Raw genomic sequence first — 16,189 nt, 5'->3', positions numbered from 1 at the left:
AGCAGCCGGTTTCCGCATCGCCTCAAGGGAATGCGTGTCGTGCATGGTCGTCGTCCTCATCCCGATCACATCCGGAACACGCCAAAGCGTGTCTCCTCGACCGGCTTGTTCAGCGCAGCGCGCAGGGACAGGGCCAGGACTTGCCGGGTCTTGCGCGGGTCGACGATGCCGTCGTCCCAGAGCCGGGCAGAGGCGTAGAGCGGATGCGATTGTTCCTCGAACATCTCCAGCGTCGGGCGCTTGAATTCAGCCTCTTCTTCCTCGGACCAGGTGCCGCCCGAGCGTTCGATGGCATCGCGTTTCACCGTGGCCAGCACGCCCGCCGCCTGGGCGCCGCCCATGACCGAGATCCGGCTGTTGGGCCAGGTCCACAGGAAGCGCGGCTGGTAGGCGCGGCCCGCCATGCCGTAGTTGCCCGCCCCGAAACTGCCGCCGACCAGCACCGTCACCTTGGGCACCGAGGTGGTGGCGACAGCGGTGACCATCTTGGCGCCGTGGCGCGCGATGCCCTCGTTCTCGTACTTGCGGCCGACCATGAAGCCGGTGATGTTCTGCAGGAAAACCAGGGGGATGCGCCGCTGCGAGCAAAGCTCGACGAAATGCGCGCCCTTTGAGGCGCTTTCCGAAAAAAGCACGCCGTTGTTGGCGATGATGCCCACATCCATGCCTTCCAGCTTGGCAAATCCGCAGACCAGCGTTTCGCCGAAGCGGGGCTTGAACTCGTCAAAGTAGGAGCCGTCCACGATCCGCGCGATGACCTCGCGGATGTCGTAGGGCGTGCGCAGATCCGCAGGCACCACGCCCAGCAATTCGTCCGGGTCATAGGCCGGCGCTTCGCCCTGTAGGATGGGTGCTTTGCACCCATGCCCCCCAAGCGATCCGACCGCCCGCCGCGCCAAGGCCAGCGCATGGGCGTCATCCTCGGCCAGGTAGTCGGCCACACCCGAAAGGCGCGTGTGCACGTCGCCGCCGCCCAGGTCCTCGGCGGTGACGACCTCTCCCGTCGCCGCCTTGACCAAAGGCGGCCCGGCCAGGAAGATCGTGCCCTGTTCCTTGACGATGATGGACACGTCCGACATGGCGGGCACATAGGCCCCGCCCGCCGTGCAACTGCCCATGACCACGGCGATCTGCGCGATGCCCTTGGCCGACATCCGCGCCTGGTTGTAGAAGATCCGCCCGAAATGGTCGCGGTCCGGGAACACCTCGTCCTGGTTCGGCAGGTTGGCACCACCACTGTCCACGAGGTAGACACAAGGAAGCGCATTTTCCTCGGCTATCTCCTGCGCGCGCAGGTGTTTCTTGACCGTCATGGGATAATAGGTGCCGCCCTTCACGGTGGCATCGTTGCATATCACCATGACCTGCCGCCCCTGAATCAGCCCGATGCCCGCGATCACCCCCGCGCAGGGCGCCGCGCCGCCGTACATGCCATGCGCCGCCGTGGTCCCGACCTCCAGGAAGGGCGACCCGGGATCGAGAAGGTTGGCCACCCGCTCGCGCGGCAGCATCTTGCCCCGGCTCAGGTGGCGGTCACGCGCCTTTTCCCCGCCGCCGGACATGGCCAGCGCGGCGGCCTCCTGGATCTGGTCGAGCGCCTCGAGATGGACCGCGCGGTTGGCCTCGTAGGCCTCACCCGCCGTCAGCACCTGCGATTGCAGTTTCATGTCCCTGTCCCCTTGTTCATTCCTGCGCGGTCTCGGCCGCCGCGCGCGCCTTCAGTTCCTTGCGGATCACCTTGCCCGTCACCGTCATCGGCAGGGCGTCCAGAAAAGAGATTTCCCTTGGATAGGAATAGCTTGCGAGGCGATCCTTCACCCATGCCTGCAGCGTCCCGGCGTCGACCTCGACACCCGGTTTGCGGACCACGTAGGCCTTGACGATCTCTGTCCGCAGCGGATCGGGCTTGCCCACCACCCCCACGGTGGCGACGCCGGGATGGGTCAGCAGGCAGTCCTCGATTTCCGCCGGACCGATGCGGTAGCCGGCAGAGGTGATGACGTCGTCCTCGCGGCCTACGAAACGGATGAAGCCCGCGTCGAGCCTCCCCCGGTCGCCCGTCACCAGCCAGTCGCCGCGGAACTTTTCCGCCGTCGCCCCGGGCCGGTTCCAGTATTCCAGCATCATCGAGGCACAGCCGCGCCGCACGGCGATGTCGCCTTCGCCCTCGACCGGCGCACCATCCTCATCGATCACGGCGATGTCGAAGCCCGGCACCGCCCGGCCCAGGGCGCCCGGTATCGGATCGAAAAGCGCCGCGCAGGAACTGGCCACCATGTTGCATTCGGTCTGACCGTAGAATTCGTTGATCGTGACGCCCAGCGCCACGCGCCCCCAGGCCAGCATCTCGGCTCCCAGCGGCTCGCCACCGCTGGCGACAGAGCGCAGCCCGGTGATCCGGGCATCCGCGGCCTTCAGGATACGCAGGGCCGTCGGCGGAAAAAACACATTCCTGACAGCATGTTCCGAGACGATCCTTGTGCACTCATCGACGTCGAAGCGCCGCATCCGCGCCGCGACCACCGGCACCCCCAGGGCCAGTCCCGGCATCAGAACGTCGAACAATCCGCCGATCCAGGCCCAGTCGGCGGGCGTCCACAGGACGTCCCCCGGCTGGCCCAGGAAATCATGGCTCATCTCCACCCCCGGCAGGTGCCCGGTCAGGACCCGGTGCCCATGCAGCGCGCCCTTGGGCGTGCCCGTGGTGCCCGAGGTGTAGATCAGCACGGCGGGCGTTTCCGGCCCGCTGTCAAACGCCGGCCCCTCGGCCTCCTCTGCGGGCAGCTCGTCCTCGCACAGCACCTCCAGGTCGAAAGGTGCCAGCATTCCGGCGCCCTCCGCGTCCGTGACCACCAGGCCCGCGCCGCTGTCCGACAGGCGCGAGCGCAGCGCGTCCTCTCGGAACAGCATGAAAAGCGGCACGGAAATCGCCCCCATGCGCCAGCAGGCCAGATGCGCGGCCGCGCACAGCGGCGACTGGCTGAGCAATACGCCCACCCGGTCGCCCGGCCTCACGCCGCGCGCCAGAAGCGCCGCCTGCACCCGCCGCGACAGGGCCGCCAGGGTGCCGTAAGTCACCGCCGCGCCGCTGCAATGATCCAGGATCGCAACGCGGTCCGGGTCGCGGCGCGCCCAGAGGTCGCAGGCCTGCTCGGCCATGTTCAACCGCGCCGGCAGATCCCAGCGAAAGCCCGCGCGCAGCGCGTCATATGTGGGGGCAGATTGCAGCATCAGCCCGGCGTCACCATGCTTTCGATGTACCAGGTCTGCTCGGCGGTCTCACGCATCAGGCATTCGACGCCTGCGGGCCCGGCACCGGTGCCTCCGCCCCAGTGGCTGCGAGCATAGGCGCATTTGGCGTCACGGAACCGGATCCAGGCGCGCTGCATTTCGCGCAGGGCCTCTTCTTGCGAAGGGGCGAAACTGGCGTTGTCGATGTCGGCCTGTTTGGCATAGCGGATCGCAAATCCGTAAGAGGCGTTCAGGCGGTCGTCCCACCAGTCCAGCTCGCGCCCGTAGCAACCGCTTAGAACCACGGTGGCATAGCCGTTGTCCTCGACGCAGGCTGCGGCCGACAGCCCGATACAGCTGCGAAAGTCCGCGCCCGATCCCAGGCAGCTTTCGGTCGCGCGCGGAGAGAACACCAGCTCCTGCGCCGTGGCGGGCAGTGCCGCACAAGCGGAAAAAATGGCAAAGGCAATAGATTTCATGTACTTGGTTCCTTCATCCTGTCACCGTCCGCCGGCCGTCCCGTGACCAGTCCGCCAAATCGGTTCACCCGGTAGACCCGCCGATCCTGCCCCGTGCCGCAGCGTATCACCAGCCAGACCCGTGCCCCCGGCACCGCCGAGCAATCCGCCGCCTGCGCGCCGGTTTCGGCCATGTAGCGGGCGGCATACCTCTCGATCGCCATGCTCTCTGTCAGGTGGGCCGCGATCCAACCGGCCCGAAAGGCCAGGAGCGCGCCCAGGGCCACCAGCGCCGCCAGCGGCGCCCAGAGCAGCAGGCGCATGCTCACCGCGACCGCCGGCCCCTGGTCCGCATGGGCGCGGCGCCCCTCATCAGGACATGGCCCCCATCAGCTCGCGCCCGACCAGCATCCGGCGGATCTCGCTCGTGCCGGCGCCGATCTCCATCAGCTTGGCATCGCGGAAGATCCGCGCCACCGGCGCATCGTTGAGGAAGCCCGCGCCGCCCATCGCCTGCACCGCCTGGTGTGCCTGAACCATCGCCTGTTCCGAGGCGTAAAGGCAGCAGGCCGCCGCGTCCTGCCGCGTGACCTCGCCCCGGTCGCAGGCCTTGGCGACCTCGTAGACATAGGCACGGGCGGAATTCATCGCCGTGTACATGTCGGCGATCTTGCCCTGCATCAGCTGGAAGTTCCCGATGGGCTGGCCAAACTGCTTCCGCTCGACCATGTAAGGCATGATCTCGTCCATGCAGGCGGCCATGATGCCCAGGCCGATGCCCGCCAGCACGACACGCTCATAGTCCAGCCCGGACATCAGAACGCGCACACCCTTGCCCTCTTCGCCAAGGATGTTTTCGAAGGGCACCTCGACATCCTCGAAGATCAGCTCGGCGGTGTTCGATCCGCGCATCCCCAGCTTGTCGAAATGCGGACTGGTGGAAAAGCCCTTCATGGTCTTCTCGACCAGGAAGGCGGTGATGCCCTTGGCCCCGGCATCGGGGTCGGTCTTGGCGTAAACCACCAGCGTATCGGCGTCCGGCCCGTTGGTGATCCAGTACTTGTTGCCGTTCAGAACAAAGCGGTCGTTCCGCTTTTCGGCGCGCAGCTTCATGCTGACGACATCCGAGCCGGCCCCCGGTTCGGACATGGCCAGCGCGCCCACGTGTTCGCCAGAGATCAGGCCGGGCAGGTATTTCCGGCGCTGTTCATCGCTGCCGTTCAGCTTGATCTGGTTCACGCAGAGGTTGGCATGTGCCCCGTAGGACAGCGAGACAGAGGCAGAGGCGCGCGCCACTTCCTCGACCGCGACGGTATGGGCAAGATAACCCATGCCCGCGCCGCCGAATTCCTCGGGCACGGTGATCCCCAGCAGGCCCAAGTCCCCCATCTCGCGCCATAGCACGGCTGGAAACTCGTTGCTGCGGTCGACCTCGGCCGCCATTGGCTTGACCCGCTCCTGCGCCCACTTGTGCACCATTTCCTGCAGCGCAAGCACATCCTCGCCCAGGTCAAACTTCATCGTCGCCAGAAACACGCCCGCTCCTCCCAAGTAATGAACGCTTGTTCATTTAACGCGAGCAAGCGAGTCGGGTCAATGGGGTTGCAAACGCGCGGCACGGTCACTTGGCTGCGGGACCTTTGATCTGCCTCAAGCCGCTGCCCGGCTGGATGCGTTAAAGCGACAGGACACCCGAGGCCAAGCCGCCGGACGACCAAGGAAAGACGACAGAATGCCCAGCCCCGATTCCTATTCCTACGCCTACTTCCTCGGCACGACGCCGCCGGACGGCTCCACCGCCTATACCAATCGCTATGTGACCGACACGACGATGACGGACGGTGCCGATGGCGCAAGCAATGACACCACGACTGTCGGCGATCCGCTGACATGGACGGGGACGGCCCAGAACCCCGTTACGCTTTATGGCTTCAACGCCGATGGCGATCCGATCATCGCCATCACCGGCACGCTCAGCACGTCTTACTGGGTGGCATCCAACAGGTTCTACGATGCCGACGGCTCTGTTCTTGTCGGCCCGGTCACCAGCGGCCACTACACCTATTGTTTCGCCGCCGGGACGGAGATTGCCACGCCCTCAGGCAGCCGCCCCGTGGAGTCGCTGACCATAGGCGATCTCGTCCTCACTGCGGACGGACGCATCGTGCCGGTCAAATGGCTGGGGCGTCAGGCCCTTCGCACAGGGATAGCCGCCAAGAGGGCGCAGATGGTCCGCATTTGCGCGGGCGCGTTGGGGGACGGCATTCCGCATCGCGACCTGACGGTGACAGCGGATCACGGCATGATCCTCGACGGGCTGGTGGTGAACGCCAGCGCAATGGTCAACGGGGACAGTATCGACTTTGTCCCGCTATCCGATCTGCCCCAGCGGTTCACCGTCTACCATGTCGAGACAGAGGCGCATGACGTGATCCTGGCCAACGGCGCGCCTGCGGAAACCTTCATCGACCTTGTCGGTCGACGGGCCTTTGACAACTTTGGTGAATACCTCGACCTCTACGGGGTTGAACGGATCATCCCCGAGATGCCCCGCCCGCGGATTTCGGCCCGGCGGCACCTGCCGGCGGCACTCCGTGAACGCCTTGCCCCAAGGGCACCGGGCACCAACGCGACACGGCGCAGCGCCTGACGCAACCGGACCGGTCAAGCCGCAGGGCGCCGGTCCGGCTAATGCCGTCCCGCGCTTCCGGCTTGACCGGGATTTCCCGGCTGTCCTAATGGCACCATGACCGGACCCACATCCCCGCACGCCCCGCTCTGGCTTATGATCCTGTTGCAGGCCACGGTGTCCGCCGCCAGCATGGTGGTCGAGATCGTCGCCGGACGCATGATCGCGCCCTACGTCGGCATGAGCCTTTACACCTGGACTGCCATCATCGCCGTCGTCCTGGCGGGCCTGTCGGTCGGCCACTGGTGGGGCGGACGGATCGCCGCGCTGGAGACGGGCCGCGCACTGCGAAGGGCGGCCTGGTGCATGGTGGCGGCGTCGGTGGCCACGGCCGCCGCCTCTTTGCTGCTGCGTTCCACAGCAGGGCCGGTGCTGGGCGCGCTGACCCATCCCCTGGCGGCGATCACGGCGATTTCCGCGCTGGCCTTCTTCCTGCCGTCGCTCTTTGCCGGGGTGCCAGCGCCCATCCTCAGCGTCGCGGCAATGCGCGGGCGCGAGAAATCGGAACAGGCGCTGGGGGCGATGTTCGCCGCAGGCGCCGTTGGGGCCATCGCCGGCACGCTGCTGGCCGGGTTCCTCTTCGTGGCCTGGCTGGGCTCGGTCGCCTCGTTGACGGTGATCGCGGCGGTCTATGCGGTCTCGGCCCTGGTCTGCCTTGGCCTTGCGGGCGGATCACGCGGCCAGTGGGCCACCGTGGGCGGCACGCTGGCGCTGGCCCTGCTGCTGGGGGTGTCGGCGCTGCGCCTGCCCGCCGTCTGCGACCGGGAAAGCAGCTATTTCTGTATCCGCACCGTGGACCTGTCCGAGGACACCGAGGCGCCGGTCCGACTCATGGTGCTCGACCACCTGGCGCACGGCATCAGCGCGCGCGAAGATCCGCGCGTCATGTTCACCGACCACACCGCCATGCTGGACGCCCTGCCCCGGATGCGCATGGGGGATCGCGATTTCACCTCGTTCCACATCGGCGGCGGCTCTTACTCTGTCCCGCGCGCCTGGGCGGATCGCGGCATCACCGGCATCACCGTGGCCGAGATCGACCCCGAGGTGACCGCGCGGGCCGTGGCCGATTTCTGGTTCGACACCGAAACCGTCACAGTCCTGCACCGCGACGCGCGCACCGCCTTGCGAGACAGCGCCGCGCCCTATGACGTGATCATCGGCGATGCCTTTACCGACATCGCCGTGCCCGAACACCTGGTCACGCGCGAGTTCTTTCAGCTGGTCCGTGACCGGCTTGCCCCGGATGGCGTCTTTGCGATGAACCTGATCGACAGCACTGACCGGCTGGATGCGCTGGCCGCCATCGTGGCAACCCTGCGCGCGGTCTTTCCCAGCGTCGAGGTCTGGACCGAGGCACGCCCGCCGCAACCCGGAGAGCGGCGGATCTTCGTCCTGCTGGCGGGCGCCGGGGACAGCCAGGTGTCCACCATCACCACGCGTGCCCCGCAAGAGATCCGCTTTGCCGCGCTGGGACCGGAGTTCATCGACAGCGTGCTGTGCGCCAAGGACCCGATGATCCTGACCGACGACCACGCGCCTGTCAGCCGGCTGATGGGGCTGGACCCGGTGATCGACTAGGCGGCTTTCAGTCCCGCGCCTGGAAGACGGCCCCGACCTCGGCCCGGATGATCCGGGCGATCAATGCGCAATCCTCGAGGCTGAAGGTCAGCGGCAGGCGCATGTCCAGAAGGCCGCGCAGGATACGGTCGGTCTGCGGCATCGGCTCGGACGGGGCATAGCGCCAGCTGTCATAGCGCGAGGTAAAGCCGCTGGGCTCGGCCCCGCCGAACCACTTGAGTTCGACACCCCGCGCGGCACAGCGTGACAGCACTTCCTGCACCGCCTCGCCGGTCCATCCCGGCAGCAGGAACTGGATCGAAGAGCCGACATAGCGTTCCGATTGCGGACGCCGCGGCAGGTGCAGACCGGGTGTCCCGCGCAAGCCCTCCTCGACCACCGCGTAACGGTCGTTCCAGCGGTCCACCTGGGTGTCCAGCGCCCGCAGTTGCGGACGCAGGATCGCCGCGCGCAGGTTGTCCATCCGCCCCGAGACATTGGGCGTCGTGTATTTCACCCGCTCGAAAACCTCCGGTCCCGGCGCGGCCAGGTGCCGGTCATAGAGCATGTAGGACCCCGACAGCATCACGGCGCGCGCCGCGATCTCCTCGTTATCGGTGACAAGCAACCCGCCCTCGCCCGAGTTCACATGCTTGTAGGTCTGCATCGAGTAACAGCCCACGGCGCCGTGGCGCCCCGAGGGAACGCCGTTCCAGGCCGCGCCCATCGTATGCGCGCAATCCTCGATCACGGTGATCCCCGCCGCGTCGCAGATCGCCATCAGGCGGTCCATGTCGCAAAGATGCCCGCGCATGTGGCTGAGCATCAGGATACGCGCACGATCCGCCTTTGCTTCAAGGTCGTCGAGGTCGATCACGAGATCCTCTGTCACGCCGACATAGACCGGCACCGCCCCCGCCCCGGCAATCGCCCCCGGCACGGGGGCCAGGGTAAAGGCATTGGTCAGCACCGGCTCGCCCGGTTGCACGCCGACCGCCCGCAAGGCACAGCCAAGCGCATAGCCCCCCGAGGCCACCGCCAGGCAGTAGCGCGCCCCGGTCAGGGCGGCGAACTCCTGTTCCAGCAAGGCCGCCTCTGCGGTCTCTCCGGGAAGGGTGTTGTAACGGTGCAGCCGCCCGCCCCGCATGACCTCGACCGCGGCGGCAATGGCCTCCTCGGGGATCGGTTCCTGCTGGGTGAAAGTGCCGGTGAAACGCTCTGTCATGGGTCTTTGATGCCGCCTTGGCCGGGCGCGGTCAATTCCCCTCCGCACATCAGACGGGGCGGTCCTCGGCCACGGTCAGCCGCGCCACCAGCCGGCGCACCAAAGGCGCGATGACCAGGACGGCGGGAAAGGCCAGCAGCCAGCTGGACAGCCAGGCCCCCATCCAGAGCGAGAGGATATCGGCGTTCAGCCCTGCATTCTTGAGCGTCGCGATCAGCGACACCAGCAGCGACATGAACCCGGACAAGAGCAGGCTGAACAGGACATGGGCATATCTGGCGGGAATCATCGGGCACGGCCTTTCTCGGAACTACGGCGCGTCGTTATCACTCCTGCCGGCCAAGGGCACGCGCGCCGGTTCACATCGGACCTGCCCCGGCGCACAGTCTTCGTTTCCGACACTCCGCGGGCAATCCTGTCGCGATCCGCGCAGAATCCGGGCCGCCCCGGTCAAAGACTTGGAGCATGAGCGATACCCTGACCTTTATCCACACCCTGCGATGGGACGACCTGCCCCGGAGAGTTCAGGCCCAGGCCAAGCGCTGCCTGCGCGACCTGGTCGGCGTCGCAGCGGGTGGTCTTGGCACCGACCTGTCGCGGATCATCCGCGATCACGCCGCCGAGGACCTGCCCGGCACGGCACCGATGCTGTTCGACAATCGCGCTGCGGCCCCCGCGGCGGCGGCAATGGCCGCGGGCATGACCATCGACAGCCTCGATGGTCACGACGGCTATAACCCTTCCAAGGGGCATATCGGTTGCCCGCTCTTGCCCGCGCTGCTGGTCTTTGGCCACCAGGCACAGGTCTCGGGGCAAGAGTTCCTGACCGCGCTGGTCATGGGGTATGAATTCGGCGCGCGCGCGGCCGAGGCCCAGCACGCCACCTGCCCCGACTACCACACCTCGGGGAGCTGGGGCGCGGTGACGGCGGCGGCGGGGGGCGCCCGCCTTCTGGGACTTTCGGCAGAGCAGACGCGGCAGGCCTTGGGAATCGCGGAATACCACGGCCCGCGCAGCCAGATGATGCGCTGCATCGACTGGCCGACGATGGTCAAGGACGGGTCCGGCTGGGGCGCCATGTGCGGCGTCTCGGCGGTCCAGCTGGCGCGGCGCGGCTTTACCGGTGCCCCCGCGATCACGGTTGAACAGGCGCCGCAGGTCTGGACCGGTCTGGGCGAAGACTGGCGTATCCTGCGGCAGTACTTCAAACCCTACCCGGTCTGCCGCTGGGCCCAGGCGCCGGTGGAAGGCGTGCTGGCGCTGCGGCGGGCGCATGGGCTGACCTCGGGCGATGTCGACCGCATCGAGGTCGAGAGCTTTCACGAGTCGATCCGCCTGGCCACGGCACGCCCCCGGACCACCGAAGAGGCGCAGTATTCGACGTCGTTCCCCTGTGCCGTGGCGCTGGTGCGCGGCGCCCTTGGGCCAGAGGATCTCGACGGCGACAGCCTGCGCGACCCCGAGATCCTGCGCCTCTCCGAAGGGCTGATCATGTCCGAAGACGCCCATGCCAACGCGGTCTTTCCGGGAACGCGGCTGGCGCGGGTGCGGCTGCACCTGCGTGACGGGCGCGTCGTCCAGGGCGACTGGGTCCAGCCGCGATGGGACGCCGAGGCGCCGCCGACAGAAGAGGAACTGGCCGGGAAATACCGCGCCCTGGCGGACCCGATTCTGGGACCGGACCGTGCCCGGGCCATCGACAAGGCCATCGCTCAGCTTGAAACCGGGCCGCTGACTGCGCTGACCGATCTTCTGTATCGGGCGCCACAGGTGGAGAAACGCGCTTGAAAGCGCGGTCCAAGGGCCTTGCCGCTACCCGATCAGACGCCGGACGACCCCTGACAACTCGTCGAAATGGTCGATCACACCTTCCGGGTTCAGCGCCCTGACCGCCTGCCCCTCGGGCGCGAAGGTGACCAGAACCGAGGGCACGCCCGCCGCGGCGGCGGTCTTGCGGTCCGTGTCGCTGTCCCCCACCAGCAGCGAAGCCTCGCGCAGACCGCCGCAGCCTTCGACCGCCGCCCAGTAGGGCGCGACATCCGGCTTGCGCGTCGGTCCGGTATCAGCGCCGATCAGCGAGCCGAACAACCCGCGCACCCCCAGCCGTTCCAGCAGGACCTGGGCCAGCGCCTCGGGCTTGTTGGTGCAGATCCCGACGGCGTAATCCGCTCCGCGCAGGGCCTCGACCGCCTCGACCGCACCGTCATAGAGCCGCGTGTGCGTGTCGATCGCCGCGCCGTAATGCTCCAGCAGGTGCGGATACCAGGCGTCCACCACACCCTCGTCCATGCGGCCCGCGCGCGTCAGCCCCTCGGTCAGCATCCGCCGGCCGCCACGCAGCGCCACGCCTGCATCCGTGGCCGGGTCCAGGCGAACCGCCTCTCCCATGCCTTCGAAACAGGCATTGGCGGCGGCGATCAGGTCGCCGCTGGTGTCGGCCAAGGTGCCGTCCAGATCAAAGATGACGCATTTCTTCATTTGCCTGCCCCCTGCTGTCACATGCCGCAACCTGCCGTGAACCACGCCACCTTGCACCACTCGAACACTCCGATAAAACGGGCAGGAAAAAGAGGCAATTCCGGAGCAGCCTGATGAGCACCGCCCTGATCGTACTTGCCGCCGGCAAGGGCACTCGCATGAACTCGGACCAACCCAAGGTCCTGCACCGGATCGCGGGGGCGCCGATGCTCTGGCACGCGCTGCGCGCCGGTGCCGCGCTAGAGCCCGAGCGGACTGTGGTCGTGGGTGGCCACGGGTTCGACTCGGTGGCCGAGGCCGCCCGCGACTATGACCCCGACCTCTCCGTGGTCGAACAGGCCGAACAGCTGGGCACCGGCCATGCGGTGCGTATCGCGCTGCCCGCGCTGGAGGGGTTCGAGGGCGACGTGGTGGTGCTTTATGGCGATACCCCCTTCATCTCGCCCGACACGCTGGAGGCGATGCGCGCCGCGCGGGCCACGCATGACGTCGTGGTGCTAGGGTTCGAGGCCGCTGACCCGGCCCGCTATGGCCGGCTGGTGATGGAGGGCGACGACCTGGTCAAAATCGTCGAGTTCAAGGACGCGACGGATGAAGAGCGCAACATAACCCTCTGCAATTCAGGTGTAATTGCGGCAGATAAGGGCCTGCTGGCCGAGATGTTGGCCAAGGTCGGAAACGACAATGCCAGTGGCGAATACTACCTGACGGATGTTCCGGGCCTCGCCCGCACCGAGGGCAGGAGCGCAACCGTCGTCCGCTGCCCCGAGGCGGAAACCCTGGGCGTGAACTCGCGCACCGACCTGGCCTTTGCCGAAGCCGCCTTTCAGGCCGCCGCGCGGGCCGAGCTATTGGACCTGGGCGTCACCCTGCAGGCTCCCGAAACGGTGCACCTGGCCTGGGACACGGTGGTGGGCCGCGATGCCGAGATCGAACCGAACGTGGTCTTTGGCCCCGGTGTCACCGTGGAATCCGGCGCCCGCATCCGTGCCTTTTCCCATCTCGAGGGCTGCCACGTCAGCCGTGGCGCCATCGTCGGCCCCTATGCCCGCCTGCGTCCCGGTGCCGAACTGGCCGAGGACGTGCATGTCGGCAACTTTGTCGAGGTCAAGAACGCGGTGCTGCACGAAGGCGTCAAGGCCAACCACCTGACCTATATCGGCGACGCCGAGATCGGCGAAAAGACCAACATCGGCGCCGGCACCATCACCTGCAACTATGACGGCGTGTTCAAGCACCGCACCGTGATCGGCAAACGCGCCTTCATCGGATCGGACACGATGCTGGTGGCCCCGGTGACGATTGGTGACGGCGCCATGACAGGATCGGGATCGACCATCACCTCGGACGTGCCGGCCGGGGCGCTGGCGATTGCGCGGGGCAAGCAGGAAACCAAGCCGGGCCTGGCGGAAAAGCTGATGAACATGCTGCGCGCGAAAAAGGCCAAGCAGAAGGCAAACGCCTGACCGGGCGGATTATTTTGAGACGAGGGATTTGAGAAGATGTGTGGAATCGTAGGCATTCTTGGGACCCACGAAGTGGCCCCGCAACTGGTCGAGGCGCTGCGTCGGCTGGAATATCGCGGCTATGACAGCGCAGGCATCGCCACCGTGCATGACGGCCACCTGGACCGGCGCCGGGCGATGGGCAAGCTGGTCAACCTCTCGGACGCGCTGGTGCACAACCCGTTGGCGGGAAAATCGGGCATCGGGCACACCCGCTGGGCCACCCACGGCGAACCCTCGACCGACAATGCCCACCCGCACAAATCCGGCCCCGTGGCCGTGGTTCACAACGGAATCATAGAGAACTACAAGGAGTTGCGCGCCGAAGTTAAATTTTCGGGACTGGCGCCCGCGACCGAAACCGACACCGAGACCATCGCCCTTGTGACCCATAGCCTGATGCAAAAGGGCATGGGGCCGGTGGATGCGGCGATGGCCTGCATCGACAAGCTGGAAGGTGCCTTTGCCCTGGCCTTTCTCTTTGACGGCGAAGACGACCTGATGGTCGCGGCGCGCAAGGGCTCTCCGCTGGCAATCGGGCATGGCGAGGGCGAGATGTACGTCGGCTCCGACGCCATCGCGCTGGCCCCGCTGACGCCGCGCATCACCTACCTGGAAGAAGGCGACCGCGCGGTCCTGACCCGCGAAGGTGTGACCATCCGCGACGAGGCGGGCCGCCTGGTCAACCGCGAGATGCGCAAGGTCCAGATGGACGCGGCCCGCGTCGACAAGGCCGGGTACAAGCATTTCATGGCCAAGGAGATCGCGGAACAACCGCAGGTCCTGTCCGACGCGCTGAACGCCTACCTGACCGAAGAGGGCATCACCCTACCCGATCCGGGCATCGACTTTGCCAAAATCGACCGGCTGACGATGGTCGCCTGCGGCACCGCCTACTACGCCTGCCTGACGGCAAAATACTGGTTCGAACAGCTTGCAGGCCTGCCGGTCGAGGTCGATATCGCGTCCGAGTTCCGTTACCGCGAGCCGCCCGTCCTGCCCGGAACCGCGGCGCTTTTCGTCAGCCAGTCGGGCGAGACGGCGGACACGCTGGCCGCCCTGCGCTATTGCGCGGACAAGGCCGACAAGATCTTTTCCGTGGTCAACGTGCCCAACAGTTCGATCGCGCGGGAAAGCGACCTGGCGCTGCCGATCCACGCTGGCGTGGAAATCGGGGTTGCCTCGACCAAGGCCTTTACCTGCCAGTTGAACGTGCTGCTGCTGCTGGCACTCAAGGCGGCTGAGGCGCGCGGGCGGCTGACGCCCGAGGCGCGCGACGAGATCCTCAAGGGCCTGCGCGCGCTGCCCGGCACCTTCAACGCCGCCTTGGACCGCGACGAGGTGATCGCGGGCGTGGCGCGCAAGCTGGCAGAGGCGCGCGATATCCTTTTCCTGGGGCGAGGCCTGATGTATCCCCTCGCGCTTGAAGGCGCGCTAAAACTTAAGGAAATCAGCTACATCCATGCCGAAGCTTATGCGTCTGGAGAGCTAAAACACGGCCCCATCGCGCTCATCGACAAACATGTGCCTGTGGTGGTCATGGCCCCCAAGGACGCGCTGTTCGAAAAGACCGTGTCGAACATGCAGGAGGTCATGGCGCGCGGTGGCAAGGTCTGCCTGGTCACCGATGCCGAGGGCGCCGCCGCCGCAGGCCAGGACGTCTGGCGCGTGGTTCAGATGCCGACGGTGCCAGACGTGCTGGCACCCATCCTCTATGCCCTGCCCGCGCAGCTTCTGGCCTATCACACGGCCATTGCCAAGGGCACCGACGTCGACCAACCGCGCAACCTGGCAAAATCGGTGACGGTGGAGTGACGCCGGACCAAGCCCTGGACACACTGCGCGCGCAGGGAGACGCGGAACGCGCCGAGGGATCGGCGCGTTATCACAAGGTGGACCGCGTCTACTTGGGCGTACCCAATCCGGTGCTGAACGACCTGGCAAAGGAATGGCGGCAGGTCATGGACGTGCCGGGCCGCGTGGCGCTGGCCAGTGCGCTCTGGGCCAGCGACATCCACGAGGCGCGTATCCTGGCCGCCAAGCTGCTGACCCAGGCCCGGCTGCGGCCCGACGACGAGGCCTGGCGGCTGATCTGTTCCTGGGTGCCGACCTTCGACGCCTGGGCGGTGGCCGATCACGCCTGCATGGCAGGACAACGCCGGATCATGGCGGATCTGTCCCGGTTGGACGAGGTCGAGACCTGGACCACCAGCGACCATCTCTGGACGAAACGCGCGGCGCTGGTCATCACCCTGCCCCTGGCGCATCTGAATTTCCCCAAGCCCGAGCAGGCCGAGGCCCGGGCGCGCGTGCTGGATTGGGCCGCGGGCTATGTGCCGGACCAGCATTGGTTCATCCAGAAGGCCGTGGCCTGGTGGATTCGCGAATTGTCGAAACATGACGCCGGGGCCGCGCAGGGTTTCCTCGACTCGCATGGCGCAGCGATGAAACCCTTTGCGCGCAAGGAGGCAGGCAAGTACCTGCCCTAGCCGCCGGCAAAGACCTTGAGCGTCGGCAGATCCGTCAGCGAGGCGCCGATCAGCCGCATGGCCGCCAGCGAGATCCGGCTGCCGCCGGTTTTCGGCCCATCGATCGGCCTCAGTTCCACTTGCGAGGATTTGCCGGTTGCCGGGTTTTCCACCCGGCCCTGCCGCACCGACGTCACCAGCGGCGTTTCCAGCCAGAACCCGGCCGCCGCCGGATCGCCCAGGCTGGCCACGGTTTCGCCCAGCAGGCTCTCACCCCCCGGTTTTGGCGCCTCGGCTGCCTTCTTGCGCTCATCGGCGGTGGTCGTATCGAACTGTTCCGCCGTGCGCGCGCCCTCTGGCGGCCTGACCGCGGCTGCGCCCTCCGGCGGGGTCTGCGGCTGTGGTGCAGGCACCTCGGCCTGCGAGCGGTCCTTGAGGAAGGGCAGTTTGCCGCAGCCTGCGGGCGCCAGGGCGGCGCAAATCAACAGTGTCGTCAGGATGCCGCGCAATTTGCGTCCCTCCCCCTTCATGACATTTCCCACGGCACTCTTGCCGAATTTCCGACCGAGGACTAG

Annotated in this window: 15 protein-coding genes; 6 read left to right on the top strand and 9 right to left on the bottom strand. The window is 67.0% G+C overall.

What is annotated here, in order from left to right; genetic code table 11:
- Nucleotides 1-65 precede the first annotated feature (65 nt).
- From G9Q80_RS00735 to G9Q80_RS00715, 5 genes are read right to left on the bottom strand one after another with little or no spacing between them, the layout of a single operon-like run.
- On the bottom strand, nt 66-1,667 hold the full coding sequence (locus G9Q80_RS00735) for a carboxyl transferase domain-containing protein (protein WP_088713981.1): 1,602 nt from the start codon (nt 1,665-1,667) through the stop codon (nt 66-68).
- A 16-nt stretch (nt 1,668-1,683) separates the two neighbouring features.
- Nucleotides 1,684-3,231, bottom strand: coding sequence for an AMP-binding protein (locus tag G9Q80_RS00730; protein ID WP_088713982.1), 1,548 nt, complete (start codon nt 3,229-3,231; stop codon nt 1,684-1,686).
- On the bottom strand, nt 3,231-3,710 hold the full coding sequence (locus tag G9Q80_RS00725; RefSeq protein ID WP_088668673.1) for a lysozyme inhibitor LprI family protein: 480 nt from the start codon (nt 3,708-3,710) through the stop codon (nt 3,231-3,233). Before G9Q80_RS00725 ends, G9Q80_RS00730 begins: the two co-directional genes overlap by 1 nt.
- A complete protein-coding gene (locus tag G9Q80_RS00720) occupies nt 3,707-4,012 on the bottom strand; it encodes a hypothetical protein (RefSeq protein ID WP_088713983.1) in 306 nt (101 codons plus the stop codon). The genes G9Q80_RS00725 and G9Q80_RS00720 overlap by 4 nt, the downstream gene beginning before the upstream one ends.
- 49 nt (nt 4,013-4,061) lie before the next feature.
- On the bottom strand, nt 4,062-5,225 hold the full coding sequence (locus G9Q80_RS00715; protein WP_088713984.1) for an isovaleryl-CoA dehydrogenase: 1,164 nt from the start codon (nt 5,223-5,225) through the stop codon (nt 4,062-4,064).
- A 196-nt stretch (nt 5,226-5,421) separates the two neighbouring features.
- Between G9Q80_RS00715 and G9Q80_RS00710 the strand changes: the two genes are divergently transcribed.
- Nucleotides 5,422-6,339: a Hint domain-containing protein gene (locus G9Q80_RS00710; RefSeq protein ID WP_232788133.1), complete on the top strand. Its 918-nt coding sequence runs from the start codon at nt 5,422-5,424 to the stop codon at nt 6,337-6,339.
- A 96-nt stretch (nt 6,340-6,435) separates the two neighbouring features.
- Nucleotides 6,436-7,959 carry a fused MFS/spermidine synthase gene (locus tag G9Q80_RS00705; protein ID WP_088713985.1) on the top strand — a complete coding sequence of 508 codons (1,524 nt, stop codon included), beginning with the start codon at nt 6,436-6,438 and terminating at the stop codon, nt 7,957-7,959.
- Nucleotides 7,960-7,966: 7 nt separating this feature from the next.
- Here G9Q80_RS00705 and G9Q80_RS00700 read toward each other — a convergent pair whose 3' ends face one another.
- Together G9Q80_RS00700 and G9Q80_RS00695 are read right to left on the bottom strand one after the other, a co-directional pair.
- Complete coding sequence (locus tag G9Q80_RS00700; RefSeq protein WP_088713986.1) at nt 7,967-9,163, bottom strand: DegT/DnrJ/EryC1/StrS family aminotransferase; 1,197 nt, start codon at nt 9,161-9,163, stop codon at nt 7,967-7,969.
- Nucleotides 9,164-9,212: 49 nt separating this feature from the next.
- Entirely contained in the window at nt 9,213-9,452 is a 240-nt protein-coding gene (locus G9Q80_RS00695) for a DUF2798 domain-containing protein (RefSeq protein ID WP_088713987.1), read from the bottom strand.
- Nucleotides 9,453-9,628: 176 nt separating this feature from the next.
- Between G9Q80_RS00695 and G9Q80_RS00690 the strand changes: the two genes are divergently transcribed.
- Nucleotides 9,629-10,951 (top strand): MmgE/PrpD family protein, encoded by a 1,323-nt coding sequence (locus G9Q80_RS00690; RefSeq protein ID WP_088713988.1) that lies wholly within the window; start codon nt 9,629-9,631, stop codon nt 10,949-10,951.
- Nucleotides 10,952-10,975: 24 nt separating this feature from the next.
- Here G9Q80_RS00690 and G9Q80_RS00685 read toward each other — a convergent pair whose 3' ends face one another.
- The gene (locus G9Q80_RS00685; RefSeq protein WP_088713989.1) at nt 10,976-11,641 is read right to left on the bottom strand and encodes an HAD-IA family hydrolase; all 666 of its coding nucleotides are present in this window, start codon (nt 11,639-11,641) and stop codon (nt 10,976-10,978) included.
- A 113-nt stretch (nt 11,642-11,754) separates the two neighbouring features.
- Between G9Q80_RS00685 and glmU the strand changes: the two genes are divergently transcribed.
- The 3 genes from glmU to G9Q80_RS00670 are packed head-to-tail and all read left to right on the top strand — an operon-like array spanning nt 11,755 to nt 15,635.
- Nucleotides 11,755-13,107, top strand: a complete 1,353-nt coding sequence (gene glmU, locus G9Q80_RS00680) for a bifunctional UDP-N-acetylglucosamine diphosphorylase/glucosamine-1-phosphate N-acetyltransferase GlmU (protein WP_088713990.1) — start codon at nt 11,755-11,757, stop codon at nt 13,105-13,107.
- 36 nt (nt 13,108-13,143) lie between these two features.
- On the top strand, nt 13,144-14,961 hold the full coding sequence (gene glmS / locus G9Q80_RS00675) for a glutamine--fructose-6-phosphate transaminase (isomerizing) (RefSeq protein WP_088713991.1): 1,818 nt from the start codon (nt 13,144-13,146) through the stop codon (nt 14,959-14,961).
- Nucleotides 14,958-15,635 (top strand): DNA alkylation repair protein, encoded by a 678-nt coding sequence (locus tag G9Q80_RS00670; protein ID WP_088713992.1) that lies wholly within the window; start codon nt 14,958-14,960, stop codon nt 15,633-15,635. Before glmS ends, G9Q80_RS00670 begins: the two co-directional genes overlap by 4 nt.
- Here G9Q80_RS00670 and G9Q80_RS00665 read toward each other — a convergent pair.
- Nucleotides 15,632-16,144 carry a hypothetical protein gene (locus G9Q80_RS00665; protein ID WP_088713993.1) on the bottom strand — a complete coding sequence of 171 codons (513 nt, stop codon included), beginning with the start codon at nt 16,142-16,144 and terminating at the stop codon, nt 15,632-15,634. The genes G9Q80_RS00670 and G9Q80_RS00665 overlap by 4 nt on opposite strands.
- Between the last annotated feature and the right edge of the window lie 45 nt (nt 16,145-16,189).

Origin of the sequence: Mameliella sp. LZ-28 (assembly GCF_012274245.1) — a bacterium.
Lineage (GTDB): Bacteria > Pseudomonadota > Alphaproteobacteria > Rhodobacterales > Rhodobacteraceae > Antarctobacter > Antarctobacter albus.
This window is presented reverse-complemented; position numbering and strand designations above follow the sequence as displayed.